The organism is Parasediminibacterium paludis (assembly GCF_042651445.1).
Taxonomy (GTDB): domain Bacteria; phylum Bacteroidota; class Bacteroidia; order Chitinophagales; family Chitinophagaceae; genus Parasediminibacterium; species Parasediminibacterium paludis.
This window is the reverse complement of sequence record NZ_JBHSDC010000015.1, coordinates 1-21,753: the sequence shown is the minus strand read 5'-3', so window position 1 is coordinate 21,753 and position 21,753 is coordinate 1. Positions and strand designations below refer to the sequence as shown.

Genomic DNA, 21,753 nt, shown 5'->3' with positions numbered 1-21,753 from the left:
ATAATATGGTTTATAGTTGAATGTTTACGTTGTTGCGGTTGTACTCTTTAATTTTATTTAAAAAGTTTTTCCAAGCTACAAAATCAGTAGGGTTAATTACTGGTGAGTTGATTTGTAAATTCTTCTTTAACGTAATGGTATTGTTAGTAGAAGAATACTCAGCCGAAATATTATTGTTGCTAAAGCTAAGTTGTAACGGTTTAGGTAGTGTAGTAGGCTTTGCTTTGGCAGGTAGTTTTAGGCTTACTTCATCCGCAAAGGCAAAAACGGCATTTATATCAATAGGTGTTTGTCTATCTTCTTCAGGTATAAAGCCTACAATAGATCCTGGAAAGAAATCAATACCGGTATAGCAAGTATTATCTACTATTGTTACTTGGTTACTTATTTCAACATCACCTTCTATTACAATAGGAATATCACGGTTTTTTATATCAGATGTTTTTACGTTAGTTGCTTCTGAATTGGCATTGTTTAGTTCTACCATTTTAGTAATAAACTCTTTACGTTTATTAGAAGGGATATTGTTGTAAATATTATGGAAGAAGTTTTTACCCTCGCCATCATAAGTAAGCGTGACATGGCCTGTAATTTTATCACCGTTAAGCTCGAGATTGGCTTTTGTGGTAATTTTATTTTCGTTAGCTGTTGGTGTAGGTACTTTTTCTAGCTTGTATGTATCGCCATTTTGTACTAGTACACTTTTGCCTTGTATTCTATAGGCATTTTTGCCCAGTGATGCATATTTTTCTGTACCATCAATAAAATAAGTTTTGCCTTTGTAGTACAATACACAAATAGCGTGGTTATCTACACACATCGATTGTACTTCTGCATGGTCGTAAGGTATTTCTCTAGTACCTATCCATGCAAAATGGGCATCGTAGCCCGCTAGTTTTAGCATTTCTGTTACCAAATTAGCCATGCCTTTACAATCGCCAAATTTGTTTTTAAATACTTCTTGTGTGGTTTGCGGTACAAAACCAGAATAACCTTCTTCAAAAGCGATGTAGCGAATATTATCTTGCACCCAATAGTAGATAGTTTTTATTTTATCTTCATCTGTTGCTTTACCTTGTGTTAATTGGTTTACAATAGCCTTTAAATCATCTGTTTTATTCTCTGCTTTTTTGTACAAATAGTTATACCACGCATACAAATCATCTACTGTTTTAAAACCATTGTACTCTTTTTGCCCTATTGTATAGCTACGCACTGTGATTACTAGATGTGGTAAGTAATAAGGTCTAGCAAGTGAAGCACTTTCTCTTTTTATACCAATCAAATTAGTTGCTGAATAAGTATAAGTGGTAAAATCTTTCTCTTTTTTTACTTCCTTTTTAATGGCATAAGTTCCAAAGTTTTTTTCAGCAATATCAAGCACTAGCCAGTTAGGTACTTTAAAGCTAATTTTCTTTTCTTTAATGGGCATGCCTTCATGAAAGAACAACCTGGTTAAATATTTTGCATCTATGTATTGATATTCGTATTTAAAACGGCATCGTTGGCCGCTAGCATCTGCTTTAAAGCCGTAAAACAAACCATAACTATCATCAAGGTAAATATCATCGCCTGTAAGCGATATTTTTTCTGGTGGATATTTTTGACTTTTAAAACCACTTTTATAAAATACCTCAAAGTCGTAATCTTTTATTTGTACAAATTGGTTATAGTCAAGTAAATGCCCCATTGTTACGTGATCATCTATCGCTACCATTTCTATTTTTCCATGTTCTACAGATGTAACCACTGGTGTACCCATAATGCCTTTACCAGTAGAAAACTCAAACTGTTGCTCTATTAAACCAGCACCATATTTTGCTTTTTTATTCAGCTTTTTTAGGTTTGCAGCTAGTGTAATGCCTTCTGCATCGCTAGTTTGTAGTTGTGCCAATGCTGTATTAGCAATTGTAAATAGTGCAATAAGCACCAAAATAGTCTGTCTCATACACAATTTTTTTGCAGCTAGAATTTTGTATTAGAAAATATTTAGAAAGAATAAAAATATATGTTTTTGTTATTTGACAAAATAAAATTTTGAAAATGGATTATTGATAATTAAATGATAAAACTGTGATTACAGATACGATTAATTGTATAAAAAAACGCCCTTTACCAAGTAAAGGGCGTTTTAATCTTTTGTGTTATTTAATTTAATAGCGGATTCACTTCTATCTCTGCTACATCAATATCGCTGTAGTCTCTAATTTCGTTGTACACAGTGTCACGTTCTACAGGCTGGCGTTTTACTTGTTTGATGAGTGTTACAAGCTGAGCCGTACTCATACTGGGCGTTTGTTCTTCACTGCCAGCCATACTATATATTTTGGTACTATCGTCTATAGTGCCGTCTATATCATTTACACCAAAACTTAAAGTTAACTGGGCATTTTTTCTGCCAAGCATTGGCCAGTAGGCTTTTATATGCGGAAAGTTATCAAGATATAGTCTTGCAACAGCGTACATTTTCATGTCCTCAATCACCGTACTCTCTGGTACGTGACTCATATCGTTATTTTTATTACGGAATTTTAAAGGTATGAAGGTGTTAAAACCACCAGTTTCGTCCTGCAATTGCCGTAATCTATCCATATGGTCTATACGATGCCAATATTCTTCAATATGGCCATACAACATAGTAGCATTGCTGTGCATACCTAGTTGGTGTGCCGTTTTATGAATGTTCAACCAGCCTTCTGCATCTACTTTATCATCACAAATTTGGGTACGTATTTCTGGATGGAAAATTTCAGCGCCACCACCTGGCAAAGAATCTAATCCTGCCTCGTGTGCTAATCGCATACCTTCTTCAGTACTCACTTTTGCCTTGCGAAACATGTAATCTAACTCCACTGGCGTAAAACCTTTAATGTGTAATTCTGGTCTGTGTGCTTTAATAGTTTTTAAAAGCTCAATAAAAAATGGCAGATTTAATTTAGGATGTACACCACCAACAATATGCACCTCAGTTACAGGTTTGCTGTCGTAGCTTTTAACAATGTGCATCATTTGATCGATGCTTAGTTCCCAACCTTCATCACGGTGCGCATACAATCTTGAATAAGAACAGAATTTACAGCTAAACACGCACACATTGGTGGGTTCAATATGGAAATTACGGTTGAAATAGGTTTTATTACCATGTTTATATTCACGTACATAATTAGCCAATGCACCTAAATAGGATAGCGATCCTTTTTGAAACAACACCACACCATCATCGAAACTAATGCGCTCTTTATTTAAAATTTTGGTGCCAATACGTTGTAAATCTTCATCTTTTACAGCAGCTACTATTTGTTCTGCGTTATTAAAAACAGTCTGCATGATTCTTTCAAATTTTAAGCTTCAAAATTAGCACTCGCTTTTAAAGAAATGGTGCTAAATATCATTTTATAAACAATAAAGGCAACTAATAAGTTGCCTTTATTAAAATAGTTCTTTGTTTCGATAATTTGGTGCGGTATTAACCCATTAAAATTCCGGCAATTGTTGCGGATAAATAAGAAGCCAATGTGCCACACAACAAAGCTCTCATACCTAAACGCGCCAAATCGCCACGGCGTTCAGGGGCAATTTCGCCAATACCACCAATCTGCATACCTACGCTACTAAAGTTGGCGAAGCCACAAATAGCAAAACTTGCAATCATGGTTGCTTTTTCGCTCATATGCATTACTAATTGGTTGGTTACAGGGTCTTTTGCCGTTAAATTTGAGAAAGCTACAAACTCATTAATGGTTATTTTTTGACCCAATAAAGCCGCAACATTATTAACATCTGCAGTAGGTACGCCCATAGCCCAAGCAATAGGATAGAAGAGTTTACTAAAAATCCAATCAAGTGATAATTTGGTATCTAAATGGAATAAAATGCCCAGTTTACCTAATAGAAAGTTGACTAGAGAAATTAAAGCGATAAAACCAATTAGCATTGCAATAACGTTCATGGCAATTTTAAAACCATCACTTGCACCATGTGAAATAGCATCAATGACGTTTCTATAGGGTGTTTTTACTTCTAGTTTTACAGTGCCCATTGTTTCGCTTTCTTCAGTTTCTGGCCATACAATTTTACTAATCACCAAAGCCGCAGGTGCAGCCATCAAACTAGCCGTTAATAAATATTCAGCCTTAGCACCAAAGTTGACATACACAATTAAAATACCACCAGCTATACAAGCCAAACTACCACTCATGCTTGCTAATAATTCACTCATAGTCATCCCTTTCAAATAAGGACGAATCATTACTTGTGCTTCAACTTGCCCTACAAAAGCACTAGCTACATTACTCAAAGCTTCTGCACCACTTACTCTCATTATAAAATTCATAGCTTTAGCAATCACAGCCACAATGCGCTGCATGATGCCAAAATGATAAAAAATAGCCACTAAAGCACATACCAAAATGATGGTAGCGGTTACACTAAAAGCAAAAATGAAGGTTTGTGGCGAACGATAGGTAACCGAAGCGCCTGAATTACTTTGCACAAAAACACCACCCCAAACAAACGCAGCACCGTCTTTTGCAAACTCTTCAATATGACCAATTTGTCGACCTACCCATTTAAAGAAATTGGTAACTACAGGCACTTTTAATACTAATACCGCAATAACAATTTGTAATAAAATACCGCTAAAAACCAAACGATAGTTAATACGTTTTTTATTGTTTGAACATATAAAGGCAATCGCTAAAATGAGAATAATACCAAAGAGTCCTTGAAAACGTGCCATAAGCTAGTAGTTTGTAAGTAGATTTTTTGTAGGGGTTGAAGATATAGTTTTTATAAACATGAATAGAAAAGTTTTGCTTTTACGGGTAAAAGAGTAAAGGATGTAAGAAAAAACTATTAAAATAGACAAATGTTATTGGTATTTGAATGTTGTAATAAAAGTAGTTATATAAAAAATATGGCTTCTAATTTTGGTAGCCATATTTTTTTAGTATATGATAAAGGGATTATCAAAATGCTTGTTTCTTTTTCTAGAACGATTAACTATCCATCTTTTTAGATAACTGTATAAATGCTTGATGTTTGTTGTCATAGCAAAAATTTATTAGAGTTAATGAATAGTGGTATTAAAAATCCCCATTAACCTTTCAGCTAACAGGGATTTTTTATGTAAACGCTGCGAAGCGTTAAACGTTATCTTAGTAACCACCCATACCGCCCATATCAGGTGCGCCATGGCTGTGACCAGCTGCTTCTTTTACAGGTTTATCTGCAATTACACATTCTGTAGTTAATAGCATACCAGCAATTGATGCTGCATTTTCTAAAGCTACACGGCTTACTTTAGTTGGGTCAATAACACCAGCTTTAAACAAGTTTTCGTAAACTTCCGTTCTTGCATTAAAACCAAAGTCGTCTTTACCTTCTCTAATTTTTTGTACGACAATAGAACCATCGATACCAGCGTTTTCAGTTAATGTTCTAATAGGCGCTTCTAATGCTCTACGAACAATAGCCATACCAGTTTGCTCATCAGCTACTTGACCTTTTACTTTTGGTTCTAAAGCATCAATAGCACGAATATAAGCAACACCACCACCTGGTACAATGCCTTCCTCAACAGCAGCACGTGTTGCATGTAATGCATCATCTACTCTGTCTTTCTTTTCTTTCATTTCTACCTCTGTAGCAGCACCTACATACAATACTGCAACACCACCTGCTAATTTAGCTAAACGCTCTTGTAATTTTTCTTTATCGTAATCGCTAGTTGTGTTTTCAACTTGCGCTTTAATTTGATTTACACGAGCAGTGATATCTTTTTTAGTGCCTTTACCACCTACTACAGTTGTGTTGTCTTTATCAATAGTTACTGAAGAAGCTTGACCTAAATAAGTTAAATCAGCATTTTCTAGTTTGTAACCTTGCTCTTCACTTACAACAGTACCAGCAGTTAAAATAGCAATATCAGTCAACATTTCTTTTCTTCTATCGCCGAAACCAGGTGCTTTTACAGCCGCTACTTTAATAGTACCACGTAATTTGTTTACTACCAATGTTGCCAATGCTTCACCTTCTAAATCTTCAGCGATGATTAATAGCGGACGACCGCTTTGTGCCACTTTCTCTAAAATATGAAGAATATCTTTCATTGCAGAAATCTTCTTATCGTAGATTAAAATGTAAGGGTTTTGTAACTCAACTTGCATTTTTTCGCTGTTGGTTACAAAGTATGGAGAAATATAACCTCTGTCAAATTGCATACCTTCTACAATATCAACAGTTGTATCAGTACCTTTTGCTTCTTCTACAGTAATTACACCTTCTTTACCTACTTTAATGAACGCTTCAGCAATTAATTTACCAATAGTTTCATCATTGTTAGCAGAGATAGTAGCTACTTGTTGAATTTTTTTAGCGTCGTTACCTACCGCTTGGCTTTGACCTTTTAAGTTTTCTACTACAATAGAAACTGCTTTGTCAATACCACGTTTTAAATCCATTGGGTTTGCACCAGCAGCTACCATTTTCAAGCCTTCGCTAATGATAGATTGTGCCAATACAGTAGCAGTAGTTGTACCATCACCAGCAATATCAGCAGTTTTGCTAGCTACTTCTTTCACCATTTGAGCACCCATGTTCTCAATTGGATCTTCTAATTCAATTTCTTTCGCTACCGATACACCATCTTTAGTTACTTGTGGTGCACCAAATTTTTTCTCAATAACTACGTTTCTGCCTTTAGGGCCTAAAGTTACTTTTACAGCGTTGGCCAAAGTGTCCACGCCTTTTTTCATCTTATTTCTTGCTTCGATGTCGAAGAAAATTTGCTTTGCCATTTCTATTCTTTTTTAAGATTTGAAATTTTTGATTTGGAATTTTTTTGTTTGACCAGCTTTCGATTAGTAATTAAACTTCGTTGCGTCGCACACTTAAGCGTTCGGTACTTTATTATACGATAGCCAGAATATCGCTCTCTCTCATGATCAATAAATCTTGACCTTCAACAGCGATTTCAGTACCAGCGTATTTACCGTACAATACAGTATCGCCAACTTTAACAGTCATTGGCTCGTCTTTTTTACCAGAACCAGCGGCAACAACAACACCACGTTGTGGTTTCTCTTTCGCAGTGTCAGGGATAATAATTCCACCTGCAGTTTTTTCTTCAGCAGCAGCTGCTTTTACTATCACTCTATCGTGTAGTGGGGTGATGTTAAGCTTTTTAGAAGCCATAATTATTAATTTTTAGCGTTAATGAATTAATTTTTCTAATGTTAATCATTTATTGTGCCACCTAGTTGCATTAAGCCAAATTTTCAGTTTTACCTAAAATCGCCATTATTTGTGGCAGAAAGCTTTTCAACAACATGTATTGTTACTGACAAAATGTGCATCAAACTAATGCATGTACCTGCTTTAATGGCTATGAATTAAAAATTGCTGTTTGAATCTCTTGTAAAAAATATTCACCCTTTTAAAAACCATGCATCATCACTTGTCGTATATGTCATAGAACTGTCAATAAAATATATTAACTGTTCTAAAACATTTATTTATGCAAAACAAATATTTTAAACTTTTTCTCAAAACAAGTGGTATTGTATTCCTTTTATTAGTAGTTGCCTTAGCAGTTCATATTTATATAGTTACTAGGCCCAAGCCTTTAGACAAAACTCAATTAGCCATTGCAAGGATAGATTTTAAGCAGTCCATTAGCCCAAAAGACTCATTAAGTATTACACAATGGTTGTACCAGCAAAAAGGGGTGCAATATGTTTTATGTAATCCTACCTCTAGCATTACAGTGTTTGGCTTTTATCCAGCACAAATTAATGCGAACGATGTAGTAACAAGCTTAACCAAAACTTTACATTATCAAGCGCAAAGGCATATACCTACTGTTGAAGAACTAAATAGCGGCTGTCCAATAATAGTAGCAACTACTGGCGCCAAATTATATAACTATCTCAAATCTCGTCTTAATTAAACAATAAAATATTTATTGTATGGGTTTCGCATGATGCTGCTACTTGCTGTAACAGTAATGCCAATGTTATGCCCTTGCACTAGGTAACCATTTAAAAACAATTAAAATTTAACACATGAAAAAAGCAAGTTTATTTATCGCTTTCACAGCGTTTGTAGTTGTTGTTTCGCTTGTAACATCTTGTAAAAAAGATAGCACACCTGCAACTACCACTTTATCATTGTACGATTCTCTTGGCGGTACTGCCATGGTGCAAGACCCAAAAGCAGCAACAGGTGTGATGATTGAAAAGGGTCGTTTAGGCATTCGCTCAGTAGTTGACAGTACTATTTTTGTGATTGCAGCAGACAGCAGAATCAATGGTTATTTCCAAACCTTACTTACCGAAGTTGGTGCAGGAAACACCACTGGTTTTGTAGAATTAAGTAAGAATTTAACTGATTTATTAGCTGTATCTACAGGTGCTAAAAATTATACCTACACAGGTGATAATATGGTTGCAGCACACGACCCCGCACAAAATCCGAGAATAAAGATGAAAGCAGACAATGCAGCTATGGATGCATTTATTTCGGATGTAGTAGTAGGTGCTAATAAAAATAGCTTACCAAGCTACCTTATTCCTAGAGTTGGGGCTTTATTAGAATCTTTAAGAACACAAGTAGTACAACGCTAGTTTTATTTCTAAACATCATTTTAAATCCGCAATAGCATTTTTTGCTCTTGCGGATTTTTTATGTTAAAAAATATCGCTATTGTATAGATACATTCCGCGTACATAAAAATCTATTATGTTGCTGTATGATGTTATTAAGTCAGTGTAACATGTAATTTAGCGATTGCAAGCTGTCATTCAGTTATACTTATGGAAAATTAAGTTTATGTAATAGCTCGTTAAGCTATTGCAACATGTAATTAAGTTAGTGTTAGACTTAATTAAGCTAATGTGATAACTAATTCAGGGTAGTATTCAATTAACTGTGTCTAAGCGGTAATCTTTTTGTGTCTAAGTGCCCATGTTGTAAAAAAGTTATCTTAAAATCACCGTACCTAATTGCCTGGTTATTTGTTGCTCCATATCTTTTAAGTGCTTGTGAATTTTTATCAATTGCATTTGCCCGTCAATATCAGCATGTTCCATATCGTATTGATTTTGGTCAAACATTTTCTTAATCTTACGTAGTTTGTAATAGTTAAGACTCATAATTACATCTTGGTGGCTGTTGTCTTGCCCAGTAATTTTTTTCCCATCAATTAAATTATCCCAACCTGCATTTAACTCATACGGAAAAATGGTGATAGCAATGGTTAAATTGCGAATGGTTTCGTCTTCACTGTACAGGAAGGTTTTGGTACTTGGTTCTAAGCCGTCTCTGTATTGCAAGCGGTACATTTCTAGCATTATCTCAAGCTGCGGATTATCAAAATGAAAACCTTCCATTTCTTTAAACACATAATCGGCTACACGTTGGTTCTCGTCAAATGCATTTAACCCATATTCTAGTAAAATACGCAACACATTACGTTCGTGCTTTTCATCAACATTGAGTAGCGCAGAATTATCATTTAAAACATCTTCTGGCTGTTCTACTAGTTGCGCATTAATATCATCAAACGATGATAGCTGTTGCTTTTTTTCTTCTTTAGCTACCTTGTCTCGCTTGTATTTGTTTACAAGTGTGGTTAAGCCGCCCTCGTCTATTTTTAAAATAGCAGAACATTGTTTAATGTAATCTTGTTGCTTTGTGAAATCTTCTACCTTGTTTATCTTACTAATGGTATCTGCAATTTGATTTACCAAATCGCTTTTCTTGTTTACATCAGTACCTACTTCTTTCAGCATTACCTCTAGCTGAAAGAGTATGAAGTCTTTTTTATTGGTAGCAATAAAGTCTTTAAAGCCACTAGCACCGACTTTGTTGACATAACTATCAGGGTCTTCATTATCAGGAATCAATACTAGCTTTACATTCAAGCCTTCTTCGAGCGCCATATCTAAACCACGTAAAGCCGCTTTTACACCAGCACTATCGCCGTCGTAGATAATGGTAAGGTTGTTAGTGTATTTTTTGACCAATCGCAATTGGTCAATGGTAAGCGATGTACCACCACTAGCTACTACGTTTTCAATCCCAGCTTGGTGCAAGCTCACCACATCGGTATAACCTTCTACCAACAAACATTCATCGGCTTTATCTATGGCAACCCTTGCAAAATAAGAGCCGTAGAGAATTTTGCTTTTGACATAAATATCATTCTCAGGCGTGTTAATATATTTAGGTGCTTTTTCGGCTTTGCCAATTACCCTCGCACCAAAGCCAATTATTTTGCCTGTATTGCCATGAATGGGGAAAATAATTCTGCCTCGATAATTATCTACCAATTCGGTTTCGTTACGTACCGTCACTAAACCCGTTTTTGGTAGTAATTCTTTATTAAATTGATTGGCAATTAGGGCCTTTGCAAGTGTATCTCTACTTTGAGGGTTGTAACCAATTTGAAACTTCTTAATAATTTCTTCTCTAAAGCCACGCTCTTTTAAGTAGCTCATGGCTATCGCCTGACCATCTTCAGTGTTAAACAATTGCTCATCAAAAAACTTAGAAGCAAAGCTGTTAATCACGTACAAACTATCTGCAACGGCAAATTGTAGTTTCTGCGCTTCACTAACCTGTGTTTCTTCAATTTCAATATTGTAGCGTGCTGCTAGCCATCGCAACGCCTCTACATATGTTAGTTTTTCGTGTTCCATTACAAAAGTAATGGTGTTGCCACTTTTGCCACAGCCAAAGCATTTATACAATTCTTTAGCGGGCGAAACGGTGAAAGAAGGTGTTTTCTCGTTGTGAAAAGGACAATTGCCTAAATAATTGCTACCACGCTTTTTAAGCTTTACAAATTCGCCCACCACATCAATAATGTCAAGGCGATTTTTAATTTGCTCTATGGTTTGTGGCGTAATCATATTTCGTAGTAAATCAAAGTCCTAAGTTAGAAAAATAAGCCCTACTTTTTAGGGTAGGGCAGTATTAAAAAAATGTAATTGTTATTTAGAATAAGCCAAACAATTGGCTGTCTACTTTGCTGATGATTTCACCGAAATGTTCTTCGTTTTCGGCAAATTTATTTTTATCACAATCAATGATTAAAATCGGCCCTTCGTGATAATCTGTAATAAATTTGTTATAATATTCATTAAGTTTTTTCAAATAGTCTAAACGGATATTTTCCTCATATTCACGACCGCGCTTTTGGATTTGTGCTACTAAGGTAGGTACCGAAGCTTTCAAATAAATTAATAAATCTGGCGGCTCTACCATCGATTTTAAGGTTTGAAAAAATTGGTAGTAATTTTCAAAATCACGCTTACTCATTAAGCCCATATCATGAAGATTTGGTGCAAAAATGTTCGCATCTTCATAAATCGTTCTATCCTGAATTACCGTTTCTGTACCACGCTGAATTTCTAACAATTGGTTTAAACGGCTATTTAAAAAGAAGATTTGTAGATTAAAGCTCCAACGTGGCATATCGTCATAAAAGTCCATTAAATAAGGGTTATGGTCTACATCTTCAAATTGAGGTATCCATCTATAATGCTTGCTAAGCATTTCGGTTAAGGTAGTTTTACCCGCACCTATATTACCTGCAATTGCTACGTGTTTTGGTTTTTTAGACTTTGCCATACCCCTCCGTCCCCCAAAGGGGAAATTATTTTAAGGTTAAAAATGCTTTAAAAGAAATTGAAAGTATCAAATAACAATGATATTTTCCAAATAAAAACGATTGTAAAAAAAATTATATACAGATGCCGTTAATAGTTCATACCTATGGCTTGCCTCACTTCTTTTAAAGTAGCAGCAGCACTTTCTCTTGCCTTTTCTGCGCCTTGTTTTATAATACTACTTAGCAATGCTTTATCATTTTGAATATCAGCTGCTTTTTCTCTAATAGGTGCTACAAACGCAATCATATCTTCAGCTAATTGCTTTTTCATATCTCCGTAACGAATCACACAATTATTAAAATCGGTATTGAATTTCTCTAATGTATCAGGGGTACTTACCAAACTCATTAATGTAAACAAATTTTCAATAAAATCAGGTTTTACGCTATTAGGTTCTGCGGGTGCTTCAGCCGTTTTTGCCTTCATTATTTTTTTGCGCAGCATGTCGTCTGTATCCGCTAAATAAAGGGTATTCATCTGGTTTTCGCTTTTGCTCATTTTACCATTGCCATCCAAGCTTAATATCTTTATCAGTTCGCCACCATAGTTAAAGGCATAAGGTTCTGGCAACACATCGCCATAGCGATGATTAAAGCGCTGCGCAAAATTTCTAGCCATTTCTAAGTGCTGTTCTTGGTCTTTGCCTACAGGCACTTTTACCGCTCTATGAATTAATATATCGGCTGCTTGTAATACAGGATAGGTTAACAAACCAGCGTTTACATTTTCAGGATTTAAGCGTACTTTTTCTTTAAACGTAACAGTCTTTTCTAGCTCGCCTTTGTAGGCTAGCATATTTAGATACAAATACAATTCTGCAATTTCTGGCACATCGCTTTGAACATATAATGATACCTTGTTGGGATCTAAACCGCAAGCAACATTTTCTGCAATTACACGATGTACGGCAGACTGTAATTCTTTGGTATCAGGATGTGTGGTAAGGCTATGCCAATTGGCCACAAAAAAATAACAATTATATTCATCTTGCATGCGTACATAATTACGCATCGCACCAAAATAATTGCCCAAGTGTAAGAAACCTGTAGGGCGAATACCGCTTAAAACTACCTCTTTGTTCATAAGGTGGCGAAGATAGGGAACGAGCAAAGAATTAAGAATTTGTGTTGCTTAATTCGTAATTAAAAGCCTTATTTGCTGTATTAATTTATAATATTTTGTAACAAGAATAACTATGCGGTTAGCTAATTATACCAAACTGATCGTCAGCAGATGTTTTGTACTCGGTTTTAGCTTAAAACGATTATCAATTCTATGGCCAATTACCCAAACGATGCGTTTATCGCTCTCAATTACCCAAATATGCTCCTTATCAGTTTTAGATAATTTGAGGTCAATAAAAAATTTACTGAGCTTTTTCTTTTTTGTCATGCCCAAAGGGTAGAAGTAATCACCTGTTTTGTAGGGGCGCAGCAATAGTGGATAGGTAATTGCATCTGCATCTATGGTGGCAATAGCTTTATCTGCGGACTGTTGACCGTCGACTGTGGACTGATTGAATACTAACTTACCTGCACTAAATACCACTTCTTTAGTACCCACTTCAATCAATACGTTCGTGGCTTCTTCGGCTTGCTTTGGGGCAATAATCAGCCAGTTTCTATTAATAATTAGGCGATGTGTTGCCGAAGCCATATAGCTACCGTTACTAGCATCTAATAGTTTTATTACTTCCTCTACTTGTGTGGCTTCAAAGCCAAAGTCTTTTACTATTTCATATACAATACTGCGCAGTGGTTGTTGCTTTTTCAGCTTTAAAATAGGTATATGTATTTCATTGCCTTTTATTTCGAGCAACTTGCTTTTTGTGTTATTGATAGATTGAATGTACACCATTTCTACTTCTTTAAAGCGCTCAATATTACCTAGTAAATTGTCTGCTACTTTTGGGTAAATGGTTTGCATTAAAGGCATTATTTGGTGCCTAATATAATTACGTGAATATTTATCGGTGGCATTACTACTATCTTCTACCCAAGTTAAACCTTGTTCGCTTGCATGGGCTACTAGCTCTGCTCTTTTGGCAAATAGTAAGGGCCTGATGATATGCCCTTGCTTTGGTAAAATACCATGCAAACCACTAATGCCACAACCTCTAAAAAAGTGCATTAACAAGGTTTCTATATTATCATCTGCATGGTGGGCGGTGGCAACGAAGTTACTGGTCACAGGTTGCTGGTTACTAGTAACTTGTAACCTGTAACTTGTAACTAGCTCTTTAAACCACCCATATCGTAGTTCTCTTGCGGCTACTTGAATGGATAGTTTGTTATTGGCTGCATAAGTGGCTGTATCAAATTGCTTTACTAATACTTCTTTATTGTAGGTAACACCAAGTTGTCTTACAAATATTTCGTCTCTATCGCTTTCCGCGCCACGTAGTTGAAAATTGCAATGCGCAATAGTGAAGTTAAAACCCGCTTTTTCAAACAAATCTACCATTACCACACTATCTATACCACCACTTACGGCAAGCAACACATGATGCTGCGTAGGCAATAGATGAAAGTTATCATCAATGTATTTTTTAAATTTCTCTAGTAGCATGGTTATAAAATAAAAACCCGTCTGTTTTCAATTTTCAGACGGGTTACAAAAATATGATTTGATTATTAATGGCTTAATCTTGCAAATGAAATAATTACAGCGACAATCGTAATGGCTGTTGCTATTAACCATTTTATAATATCAACCTTTGCTTCACCAATTGTTGATAATAATTTACCTTCAATCTTTGCTAAATCTTCTTTTATAGCAAATACATTTGTTTTTTCTTGTAATTTGTTTTCAACTTTTTGTTCAAGAATCTCAATAAAAGCCTCGGCTTCTTTCTCGCCAATTTTAGCTTTTAATAGTTCGTATAATTTTATTTCAGAAATAACTAAGGCCATCTTCAAAAATTTGTTACACCAAATATATCAATAAAAATCAAAACCATAAAGTTGCTATGATTAAACCAATATCCTAGTCAATCATTCTTAGCAAACAAATCAGCGGTTCACTTTTGCCCATGTGTCTTTTAGCGTAACCGTTCTATTAAATACAAGTTTGTTGGCAGTGCTATCTTTATCTAAACAGAAATAGCCTTTGCGTAAAAACTGAAAACGGTCTGCTAAGGTGGCTTCGGCTAGTGCTGGTTCTGCGTAAGCTTTAGCGATTACTTGCAGCGAATTTGGATTGATATAATCTTTAAAATCACCTTCGGCATTGCCAACGTTTTCTTCGGTAAACAAACGGTCGTATAAGCGTATTTCTACAGGTATAGCATGTGCTGCACTTACCCAATGCAGCGTACCTTTTACGTTGATGCCGCTTGTATCGTTACCGCTTTTGCTTTCTGGTATATAGCTGCATCTAACTTCGGTTATATTGCCTTCTGCATCTTTTACAAAATCGTCACATTTAATAATGTAAGCACTTTTTAAACGTACCATTTGCCCCGGTGCTAGGCGGAAATATTTTTTTGGCGCTACTTCCATAAAGTCTTCACGCTCAATATAAATTTCTCTGGTAAATGGTACGGCTCTATTACCACCATTCTCATCTTCTGGATTGTTTTCGCTACTTAATGTTTCCGATTCATTAAGGTAGTTAGAAATGGTAACCTTTAATGGATCAAACACTACCATTCTACGCTGTGCTATTTTGTTTAAATGCTCACGTACACAAAATTCTAGCAAGCCAAAGTCAATTAAATTCTCTCTTTTGGCTACACCTATTTTGTCGCAAAACTCTCTTATGCTTTCTGGCGTAAAACCTCTACGTCTCATAGCGCTAATGGTAGGCATACGTGGGTCGTCCCAAGCCGTTACATGCCCTTCATTTACTAGTTGCAACAACTTACGCTTACTCATGACGGTGTAAGTCATGTTCAAGCGTGCAAATTCGTATTGCTTAGACGGAAAAATACCTAAGTTTTCTATACACCAATCGTACATCGGTCTATGTGGTATAAACTCTAGGGTACAAATGGAGTGGGTAATATTTTCTATGCTATCACTTTGGCCATGGGCAAAGTCGTACATTGGGTATATGCACCAAGCATCACCTGTGCGGTGGTGGTGGGCATGTTTAATGCGGTAAATAATAGGGTCACGCAGTAGCATATTGGTACTAGCCATATCTATCTTGGCTCGCAACACTTTCTCGCCGTCTTTGTACTTGCCTGCACGCATATCAGCAAACAATTCTAGGTTCTCTTCTATGCTTCTGCTGCGGTACACACTGGCTACGCCAGGTTGGGTAGGTGTGCCTTTTTGGGCTGCAATCTCTTCGCTGGTGCTATCATCTACGTAAGCCAAGCCCTTCTTAATAAGGTCTACTGCAAAGCCATATAATTGCTCAAAATAGTCTGATGCGTATAGTTCGTTGGCCCAATTAAACCCAAGCCATTGTACGTCTTCCTTTATACTGTCTACATATTCGGTGTCTTCGGTTACAGGGTTGGTGTCATCAAAACGTAGGTTGGTTTGACCGCCGTATTTTTTGGCTAAGCCAAAGTTTAAACAAATGCTTTTGGCATGCCCCATGTGTAAATAACCATTGGGTTCGGGTGGAAATCGGGTAAGAATGCTTTTGTGTTTGCCGCTTGCTAAATCCGCTTCAACAATTTCTTCTATAAAATTCAAACTTCTTTCTTCGCTCATATCTTGTGGTTGTTGGGCTTACAAATATAAGGTATCTGTTGTAAGCTGATGGTGTGATACTGAATGATTGATGCATTTTCTTGTTGCGTTGCTCGCAGCATTCGCTGAAAGCGCAGAATAAAAAATGCTGTATCGTTGCTTTAATCATTATTTTAAGCCAAAACCTTTCTGCGACTTCTGTTATTTCTGCGAGCCACTCACGTATTTCTGCGAGCCCAATACACAACTAATACCAATAGTAACTAGCTTGCTACCTTATAAGACAACACCATGTACAAATTCATTGCTTTTGCTTTGATAATTATTGCCACTACAAGCCAAGCACAAGTACATTGGCACAATGTAGACAGCGCTTTTGCGCCTTTGCCGCCATCGGTGCATGTGTATTATACCAACGATAGCATTGATGGCAAGCCCAATATTGCCTACTATGTATCGGCTGAACTGAAAGATAAATCTCTTGATTTTGCTGCACAAATAGGCTATGGCAAGCGCTTTACACCTAGCCAATATTACCTCAATGAAGGCAAGCCTTTGCTTGTGGTAAACTGTACCTTCTTCGAATTTGTAAATAATAGCAATTTAAACCTTGTGATGAACGATGGTAAGCTTTTGGCATATAATAATGCCGCTATTGCTGGCCATGGTAAGGATACATTTACCTACCGCCACGCCTTTGCAAGTGCTATTGGCATTACCAAAAAGCGCAAAGCCGATGTGGCATGGCTCTATACTGATAGCACAAAGCCTTTACCTTATGCTTCGCAAATACCACTGAACCCAATTAAAGATTCATCTGCCACTTTTGTGTATCAAACCGTAGGGTTAGCCAAATGGCATATGCAAACAGCCGTAGGTGGTGGCCCCGTATTGCTGCAACGGGGGCGTATAGCCATTAGTAATAACGAAGAACTAAAATTTGCGGGTAAAGCTGGACTTACTGATAAGCATCCACGTACTTGTATGGGCTATACTAAGGATGGTGAGCTGATAGTAATGTGTGTGCAGGGCAGATTCCCCAATATAGCGGAAGGGGTAAACCTTACCCAAGAAGCCCAACTGCTAAAAGACCTTGGCTGTACCGAAGCACTAAACCTTGACGGGGGCGGTAGTAGCTGCCTATTGGTAAATGGCAAGCCAACTATACAAGTAAGCGACAAAGAAGGGCAAAGACCTGTACCTGCGGTGTTTATGATTAAGGTAAAATAGCTTATACATCTAACAATCGCCTACGAACATATTAAGTATTAACCTTGAAATACTCGGGTAAGCATCCAAAAAACTGGGGTAAGCCTTCTGAACATTCCAAATAGCTCCCAATAACCTAAGGTTTACTCCCAAAAGGCAAGGATAAAGCGCCACAACAATCATGTACACTTTCTAAACATGCAGATACCGCTCCTAAAGGCTCGGGTAGGCTTCCAAAAATGGTGACATGGGGACTTGTAATGCCGCCAACTTGTCACGCTAATGCAAATATGCAAACAAGTATGCCTAGATAAATGGCTAAAAAATAGCCCATAGATAGGTAGTTAATAATGTGTGGATAAAAAGATACAATATGGTTAATTTTAATGTAAATGAGTGGTTATCTTAGTAAAAAATTTACTATTATGGCAACAACACCACTGATTATTACAGTGAAAATTGAAGAAGTGACCCCTATTGGCAAGTATGTTATCGACGCTTTTGAGCGAGACCTTGCCACCATCACCGCTAAATACACCAAGTATGATGCGGTGCTACTGACTAAGTTAAAAACAGACTATGCGGTCATCAACCAACTCATCAACCCACAGTTAATAACTGGTAAAATAGCCAAACAAACCCATGATATATATACTGCCCTTAATCCCTTGCTTGGCTTGCTAGACATTGTAGAAGGTTATATACGTATTGCCAAAGGGCTAAGTGTAGCGCCTAGTTATTTTGGTGTTTCGGCCATAAGAAAAGCTAAAAACAATGGCGACATAGAAGGCATAGCCGATAAATTGAAAACCTTGTTGCAAGTAATGAACGATAACAAAGCTGCTCTTACTGCTGAAGGGTTAACAACTGCCGATATTACCGCTCTGCAAAATATACAAGATGCCATTGTCAACACCAAAGCCGCAAGAGCATTGCTAGAAAGAGAGAAGCAAAGCTTGATAGACAATAACCACATTGCCATTAACGATTTCTGGGCTAGCCTACAAGATATCTGCGACAAAGCCAAGCGTGTATTTAAATCTACCGACCCTATAAAACTGCCTGACTATACCATGACAAGCCTCAAGCAAAAAGTACGCAAAACGCTACAGCTAAATGGCCTAAAAGGTAAGGTACAAAGCAAGGGCAAACCAATAGCAAGCGCCTTGGTAGAACTGCTACCACTAGGCGCAGGCCGCCGCCGCACCCACCGTACCAAAGCCGACGGCCTATACCACATAGGTGGCGTAACCGCAGGCCCCTATTTGGTAGCCATTACTGCCAAAAACTACCAAAGGTTTACCCAAAACATTAGCATTGAACATGGTGAGTTGCTAGAAAAAGATTTTGAATTAGTGGGCTAGGAGGAAGTGATAAAAAGTGAAAGCCGCCGCTAGTGGGGAAAGCTAGTGGTGGCTTTTTTACGCAAATGTGGAAAAGGATGTATTGCGATAATTTGTATAATTAAAATGCGAGAGTTAGATTTGATTCAAACAAAATTTCTTAACTTGAATTCAGAAAATCTTCCTTATAAAGCTTGGCTAGCGCTAGAAGAAATAAAACTTCGAGGTAATTATTTGTCAATAGCTACCGACTTCGATTGGATTTTAATAATTTTAATTAAAGAATGTTTCAAGCAAAATCCAGAAGAAATCAAGACATTCTATTTTAAAAATGATGGGAAAGGGAAAGAATTATGCGAAATGTCCATGTTTGAGAGAATCGAAGTATGTCGAAATGGCTTGTTGAAGTATTATCCTAAGGAATATATTAAATATGAGAAGTCCCTAGACATAATAGATTTAGTTAGAAAAATTCGAAACAAATTTGCGCATCAAAAAATTGATGATATGTTTAGTACAAAAGACAGAACTGAGTTAACTTTTCATGATTTAAAAAAGAATTTTAAAGTTAAATCAACTATTTATAAGGTTGCAGACTTATGGACTGAATTAGAATCTTTTCGAAACACAATGCAATCAACATTGATTTTAATTTCTAAAATCATGGGTTTACCCAAGCCCACTTTCTAATTTTAAATTACACAGTCGCCTATCCATCAAGTCAAAAAAATGTATGAAAAGTTTATAAATTCTTAAATTATGCCACGACTAACAATTGAATGGACGAAATATAGTTTCAATCCACCTGATGCAATCTTAGAAGATAAATATCATTACTGGAATCAAATTGCCAAACAAAACCCGCAAATTTTTGATGCAAGGTTTAGCTACTTAAAAGAATTTTGGTGGGAGTATTCATTAATAATATTTGGCTTAGTTTATTTGTACTTTGATAATTTGAAACCTTCTTCGAATTCTGTAATGCAATGGATTGGTTTCGTTTTAGTTCTTGCTGGGTTACTCAGTTTTTTGAAAGTCATTATCTCCACTTACTCTTTTATAAAAGTTTACTTTAAAAGAAAAAGATATTATAATAAATTAAAAGAGGCTTTGTTAATGAATGATAACTATAATTCTTTTTGTCAAAGCTTCTATGCAATTGATAATAGGTACAAAGAATTTTAATCACTTACGTTAGTATCTGACCAATACCTTAGCCGTGGCTCGTTTGCTCAAGAAACAAAATTAAACCAAGCTTAATGGTACATGAAGATATATACCAAGGCAAAGGAAATGACCTTTGAAAAATCCAAAGAGAATACTTCATTTTTAATTAAAATTTTTAAAAAAATGCCTGTAGACGATTTATCAGTTATAGACTTTGTTGCAATAAATGTGACAACTGGTGAAGCCATGCTTGTTATTGCTGACCATTTAGAATGGGATGAGCAAAATGAACATCTCTTAATATTGCAAAATAAGATTAATGCTTATTTAGAAGGGATTGAGAATGGAAGCTTGTACGAAGAATATCCCGATGCTAAAAATAGAAATATCGTTATTGATATCAAAGCGAAATTTGAGCCTAATGAAAAAGGCAGTATCTTTCTAGAAAGAACAAAAAAAGATTTAAATGCAGCGGGCTATCAATTAGATTTCACTGTTCTTAAATTCTAAAGTAAAAAGGACTTAGCCGTTGTTCGCTTCCTCACGAAACACAAATAAACCAAGCTTAATGGTACTTGAAGACACGTACCATGGTAAAATAAAGCTTGCTATTATCAACCGTTAACCAATTTATAAAATGACAGAAAATAGACTAGGTTTATTGAAATTGTTGTTGGAAGTTTTTAAAACAAAGTTTCCATTTCCATTAATTGGTTTTGTATTTATAATAATTCCTGTTGTTACATTAATACCTGTTAGGTATTTTTTAGAATCAATAAAAGATACTTGCGAAAAGTACGACCATACTGCTATTGCTGCTAAGGGTAAAGATTTAAAAGCAACAGTAACTGAATTGCAAACGCAATACAATGTGACGATTAATGAAGCGTATCATCCTCAAATAATTACTTACACGTATAATGATGGGCAAGTAAAAACAGACAAATTCAAAACATTGATAGACCCTGATAAGCCTACATTTAAAGTAGGCGATACCCTAAATATCAGGTTGTATAAAGGTGAAACCATCATTAAAAATTTAGAACCTTATTCTTTTCCGGTCTTTTTGTTTTATACCCTGCCTATTATTTTTTTAATTATTGGTATTCCTCTTTTCTTAATGGGGCTATTGCCAGTGTTGAGAAAGTACAAAGCAATTACTGGTATTACAAGTTAAAGCCGTACCAAAGCGGTAATATATTTATCAACCCAAACAAAAAGCCCAATGAAACCTCTTCGTTTTACCATACTACTTATAACCATCTGCTTGTGGCAGCAAACCGCTATGGCACAACAATCACAACAAATGGTAAGGCTTGCTAAAATAAAAGTAGATACGGCACAATTAGCCGCCTATAATGCTGCCTTGAAACTGCAAATGCAAACGGCTATTACCAAAGAAGCAGGAGTGCTTACCTACTATGCAGTAGCCGATAAAAAAGACCCAAGCAGCATTACCATACTAGAAATATATGCCGATACCACAGCCTATCAACACCACATTACCACACCACATTTTAAAGCTTATAAAGAAGCTGTTAAAAACATGGTGCTATCACTAGAATTAGTAGATGTATCATTAATAGGTGCCGCCGTAAAGCCACAATAAGCCATAGTTGAGCGCAGCGTAAACCCCAATAAGTACTTGTAAGCTCCCCTAAAATCCGCTACATTCAAAAGTATAAAATTCTCCGTTTTCAGTTTTTATAGGAT

20 protein-coding genes are annotated in these 21,753 nt (G+C 36.2%); 9 read left to right on the top strand and 11 right to left on the bottom strand.

What is annotated here, in order from left to right:
• Positions 1–10: 10 nt before the first annotated feature.
• The 5 genes from ACFOW1_RS08780 to ACFOW1_RS08760 all read right to left on the bottom strand — a co-directional run bounded on the left by ACFOW1_RS08780 (position 11) and on the right by ACFOW1_RS08760 (position 7,194).
• Positions 11–1,948: a transglutaminase-like domain-containing protein gene (locus ACFOW1_RS08780; RefSeq protein ID WP_379013656.1), complete on the bottom strand. Its 1,938-nt coding sequence runs from the start codon at positions 1,946–1,948 to the stop codon at positions 11–13.
• 200 nt (positions 1,949–2,148) lie between these two features.
• Positions 2,149–3,327, bottom strand: a complete 1,179-nt coding sequence (gene mqnE / locus ACFOW1_RS08775; protein WP_379013654.1) for an aminofutalosine synthase MqnE — start codon at positions 3,325–3,327, stop codon at positions 2,149–2,151.
• Positions 3,328–3,466: 139 nt separating this feature from the next.
• On the bottom strand, positions 3,467–4,738 hold the full coding sequence (locus ACFOW1_RS08770; RefSeq protein WP_379013653.1) for a NupC/NupG family nucleoside CNT transporter: 1,272 nt from the start codon (positions 4,736–4,738) through the stop codon (positions 3,467–3,469).
• Between the two features lie 418 nt (positions 4,739–5,156).
• The gene (groL, locus tag ACFOW1_RS08765; protein WP_379013652.1) at positions 5,157–6,797 is read right to left on the bottom strand and encodes a chaperonin GroEL; all 1,641 of its coding nucleotides are present in this window, start codon (positions 6,795–6,797) and stop codon (positions 5,157–5,159) included.
• Between the two features lie 112 nt (positions 6,798–6,909).
• Positions 6,910–7,194, bottom strand: coding sequence for a co-chaperone GroES (locus tag ACFOW1_RS08760; RefSeq protein WP_379013650.1), 285 nt, complete (start codon positions 7,192–7,194; stop codon positions 6,910–6,912).
• 322 nt (positions 7,195–7,516) lie between these two features.
• Here ACFOW1_RS08760 and ACFOW1_RS08755 point away from each other — a divergent pair, with 322 nt between their 5' ends.
• Together ACFOW1_RS08755 and ACFOW1_RS08750 are read left to right on the top strand one after the other, a co-directional pair.
• Entirely contained in the window at positions 7,517–7,948 is a 432-nt protein-coding gene (locus ACFOW1_RS08755; protein ID WP_379013649.1) for a hypothetical protein, read from the top strand.
• Positions 7,949–8,063: 115 nt separating this feature from the next.
• Positions 8,064–8,624, top strand: a complete 561-nt coding sequence (locus tag ACFOW1_RS08750) for a group 1 truncated hemoglobin (protein ID WP_379013648.1) — start codon at positions 8,064–8,066, stop codon at positions 8,622–8,624.
• Between the two features lie 354 nt (positions 8,625–8,978).
• On the opposite strand, the gene dnaG is transcribed toward ACFOW1_RS08750, so the two are convergent.
• The 6 genes from dnaG to ACFOW1_RS08720 form a co-directional block, all read right to left on the bottom strand.
• The gene (dnaG, locus tag ACFOW1_RS08745) at positions 8,979–10,913 is read right to left on the bottom strand and encodes a DNA primase (RefSeq protein WP_379013647.1); all 1,935 of its coding nucleotides are present in this window, start codon (positions 10,911–10,913) and stop codon (positions 8,979–8,981) included.
• 85 nt (positions 10,914–10,998) lie between these two features.
• Positions 10,999–11,634, bottom strand: a complete 636-nt coding sequence (locus tag ACFOW1_RS08740; protein ID WP_379013646.1) for a deoxynucleoside kinase — start codon at positions 11,632–11,634, stop codon at positions 10,999–11,001.
• A 128-nt stretch (positions 11,635–11,762) separates the two neighbouring features.
• Positions 11,763–12,758 carry a tryptophan--tRNA ligase gene (gene trpS / locus ACFOW1_RS08735; protein WP_379013645.1) on the bottom strand — a complete coding sequence of 332 codons (996 nt, stop codon included), beginning with the start codon at positions 12,756–12,758 and terminating at the stop codon, positions 11,763–11,765.
• Between the two features lie 126 nt (positions 12,759–12,884).
• Positions 12,885–14,243 carry a tRNA lysidine(34) synthetase TilS gene (tilS, locus tag ACFOW1_RS08730; RefSeq protein ID WP_379013644.1) on the bottom strand — a complete coding sequence of 453 codons (1,359 nt, stop codon included), beginning with the start codon at positions 14,241–14,243 and terminating at the stop codon, positions 12,885–12,887.
• A 65-nt stretch (positions 14,244–14,308) separates the two neighbouring features.
• A complete protein-coding gene (locus ACFOW1_RS08725) occupies positions 14,309–14,587 on the bottom strand; it encodes a hypothetical protein (protein WP_379013642.1) in 279 nt (92 codons plus the stop codon).
• A 99-nt stretch (positions 14,588–14,686) separates the two neighbouring features.
• Positions 14,687–16,342 carry a glutamine--tRNA ligase/YqeY domain fusion protein gene (locus ACFOW1_RS08720; protein WP_379013641.1) on the bottom strand — a complete coding sequence of 552 codons (1,656 nt, stop codon included), beginning with the start codon at positions 16,340–16,342 and terminating at the stop codon, positions 14,687–14,689.
• Positions 16,343–16,612: 270 nt separating this feature from the next.
• On the opposite strand from ACFOW1_RS08720, the gene ACFOW1_RS08715 reads away from it, so the two are divergent.
• The 7 genes from ACFOW1_RS08715 (at position 16,613) to ACFOW1_RS08685 (ending at position 21,649) form a co-directional block, all read left to right on the top strand.
• On the top strand, positions 16,613–17,551 hold the full coding sequence (locus ACFOW1_RS08715; protein ID WP_379013640.1) for a phosphodiester glycosidase family protein: 939 nt from the start codon (positions 16,613–16,615) through the stop codon (positions 17,549–17,551).
• A gap of 404 nt (positions 17,552–17,955) precedes the next feature.
• Complete coding sequence (locus ACFOW1_RS08710; RefSeq protein WP_379013639.1) at positions 17,956–18,894, top strand: carboxypeptidase-like regulatory domain-containing protein; 939 nt, start codon at positions 17,956–17,958, stop codon at positions 18,892–18,894.
• Positions 18,895–19,038: 144 nt separating this feature from the next.
• Positions 19,039–19,563, top strand: coding sequence for a hypothetical protein (locus ACFOW1_RS08705; protein ID WP_379013638.1), 525 nt, complete (start codon positions 19,039–19,041; stop codon positions 19,561–19,563).
• Positions 19,564–19,632: 69 nt separating this feature from the next.
• Complete coding sequence (locus ACFOW1_RS08700; RefSeq protein WP_379013636.1) at positions 19,633–20,058, top strand: hypothetical protein; 426 nt, start codon at positions 19,633–19,635, stop codon at positions 20,056–20,058.
• Positions 20,059–20,139: 81 nt separating this feature from the next.
• Positions 20,140–20,550 (top strand): DUF6572 domain-containing protein, encoded by a 411-nt coding sequence (locus ACFOW1_RS08695; RefSeq protein WP_379013635.1) that lies wholly within the window; start codon positions 20,140–20,142, stop codon positions 20,548–20,550.
• Between the two features lie 127 nt (positions 20,551–20,677).
• A complete protein-coding gene (locus tag ACFOW1_RS08690; RefSeq protein WP_379013634.1) occupies positions 20,678–21,217 on the top strand; it encodes a hypothetical protein in 540 nt (179 codons plus the stop codon).
• A 48-nt stretch (positions 21,218–21,265) separates the two neighbouring features.
• Positions 21,266–21,649 (top strand): putative quinol monooxygenase, encoded by a 384-nt coding sequence (locus ACFOW1_RS08685; RefSeq protein WP_379013633.1) that lies wholly within the window; start codon positions 21,266–21,268, stop codon positions 21,647–21,649.
• Positions 21,650–21,753: the final 104 nt, after the last annotated feature.

Coding starts and splice junctions, on each gene's coding strand:
- ACFOW1_RS08700 (WP_379013636.1), top strand. CDS start 19,633: ATGCCACGACTAACAATTGAATGGACGAAATATAGTTTCAATCCACCT.
- groL (WP_379013652.1), bottom strand. CDS start 6,797: ATGGCAAAGCAAATTTTCTTCGACATCGAAGCAAGAAATAAGATGAAA.
- tilS (WP_379013644.1), bottom strand. CDS start 14,243: ATGCTACTAGAGAAATTTAAAAAATACATTGATGATAACTTTCATCTA.
- ACFOW1_RS08720 (WP_379013641.1), bottom strand. CDS start 16,342: ATGAGCGAAGAAAGAAGTTTGAATTTTATAGAAGAAATTGTTGAAGCG.
- ACFOW1_RS08780 (WP_379013656.1), bottom strand. CDS start 1,948: ATGAGACAGACTATTTTGGTGCTTATTGCACTATTTACAATTGCTAAT.
- ACFOW1_RS08770 (WP_379013653.1), bottom strand. CDS start 4,738: ATGGCACGTTTTCAAGGACTCTTTGGTATTATTCTCATTTTAGCGATT.
- mqnE (WP_379013654.1), bottom strand. CDS start 3,327: ATGCAGACTGTTTTTAATAACGCAGAACAAATAGTAGCTGCTGTAAAA.
- ACFOW1_RS08710 (WP_379013639.1), top strand. CDS start 17,956: ATGGCAACAACACCACTGATTATTACAGTGAAAATTGAAGAAGTGACC.
- dnaG (WP_379013647.1), bottom strand. CDS start 10,913: ATGATTACGCCACAAACCATAGAGCAAATTAAAAATCGCCTTGACATT.
- ACFOW1_RS08695 (WP_379013635.1), top strand. CDS start 20,140: ATGAAGATATATACCAAGGCAAAGGAAATGACCTTTGAAAAATCCAAA.
- ACFOW1_RS08750 (WP_379013648.1), top strand. CDS start 8,064: ATGAAAAAAGCAAGTTTATTTATCGCTTTCACAGCGTTTGTAGTTGTT.
- ACFOW1_RS08725 (WP_379013642.1), bottom strand. CDS start 14,587: ATGGCCTTAGTTATTTCTGAAATAAAATTATACGAACTATTAAAAGCT.
- ACFOW1_RS08690 (WP_379013634.1), top strand. CDS start 20,678: ATGACAGAAAATAGACTAGGTTTATTGAAATTGTTGTTGGAAGTTTTT.
- trpS (WP_379013645.1), bottom strand. CDS start 12,758: ATGAACAAAGAGGTAGTTTTAAGCGGTATTCGCCCTACAGGTTTCTTA.
- ACFOW1_RS08755 (WP_379013649.1), top strand. CDS start 7,517: ATGCAAAACAAATATTTTAAACTTTTTCTCAAAACAAGTGGTATTGTA.
- ACFOW1_RS08760 (WP_379013650.1), bottom strand. CDS start 7,194: ATGGCTTCTAAAAAGCTTAACATCACCCCACTACACGATAGAGTGATA.
- ACFOW1_RS08685 (WP_379013633.1), top strand. CDS start 21,266: ATGAAACCTCTTCGTTTTACCATACTACTTATAACCATCTGCTTGTGG.
- ACFOW1_RS08740 (WP_379013646.1), bottom strand. CDS start 11,634: ATGGCAAAGTCTAAAAAACCAAAACACGTAGCAATTGCAGGTAATATA.
- ACFOW1_RS08715 (WP_379013640.1), top strand. CDS start 16,613: ATGTACAAATTCATTGCTTTTGCTTTGATAATTATTGCCACTACAAGC.